Here is a 564-nt window from a genome sequence, read left to right as displayed (position 1 = left end):
CGACGTTTCTTAAACTGGCAACACGGAAATAATACCCCTCATCCCCTTCCGTTGTGAGTAAATGGCGACCAGTGTCTTTCTGCACGGGTTTATGCTCAAAGTAAGCGAAGCGTTGAATCATCGCGCCGCCAACATTTTTCCCTTGATGACATTGTACGCACCCAGCTTTCTGGAAGGTTTTCCAACCGCGTTTCGCTTTCTCATTCAAAACATGCGTGTAACCCAATAAGTAGGCATCAAACGGCGCGCCTGGAGTTTCAAGCCCTTTCACAAACTCAACAATGGACGCTTTGATGTTGTCGATAGAAATTGGCAGGTTTCCAGCGCGTTTAAACAGCGCTTGATACTGCTCGTTGTTTTGAACGTAGCTTTCAATCTTCGGCCAGTTGGAATCCATTTCTAACGGGTCGTGAATTGGGCCATCCATTTGAGAGACTAACGTATTCGACGAGCCATCCCATAACAGTCGGTAATTCAGTGACGCATTAAAAACCGTGATCGCGTTTCGTGTTCCTGCTCCTTTTACACCTGCTGCTACGGCTGTGTTTTGCGCGCCATTCGTTT

The 564-nt window shown here is 47.3% G+C and carries 1 protein-coding gene; it reads right to left on the bottom strand.

Annotation, left to right across the window (positions count from 1 at the left end; all coding sequences use genetic code 11):
* A partial coding sequence (locus tag R7040_RS28785) for a cytochrome-c peroxidase (RefSeq protein WP_318097940.1) occupies window positions 1-564 on the bottom strand: 564 nt, incomplete at both ends.

The organism is Vibrio sp. 1069 (genome assembly GCF_033340555.1).
The sequence above is the reverse complement of the archived record's forward strand: the minus strand, read 5'-3'. Positions and strand labels throughout refer to the sequence as shown.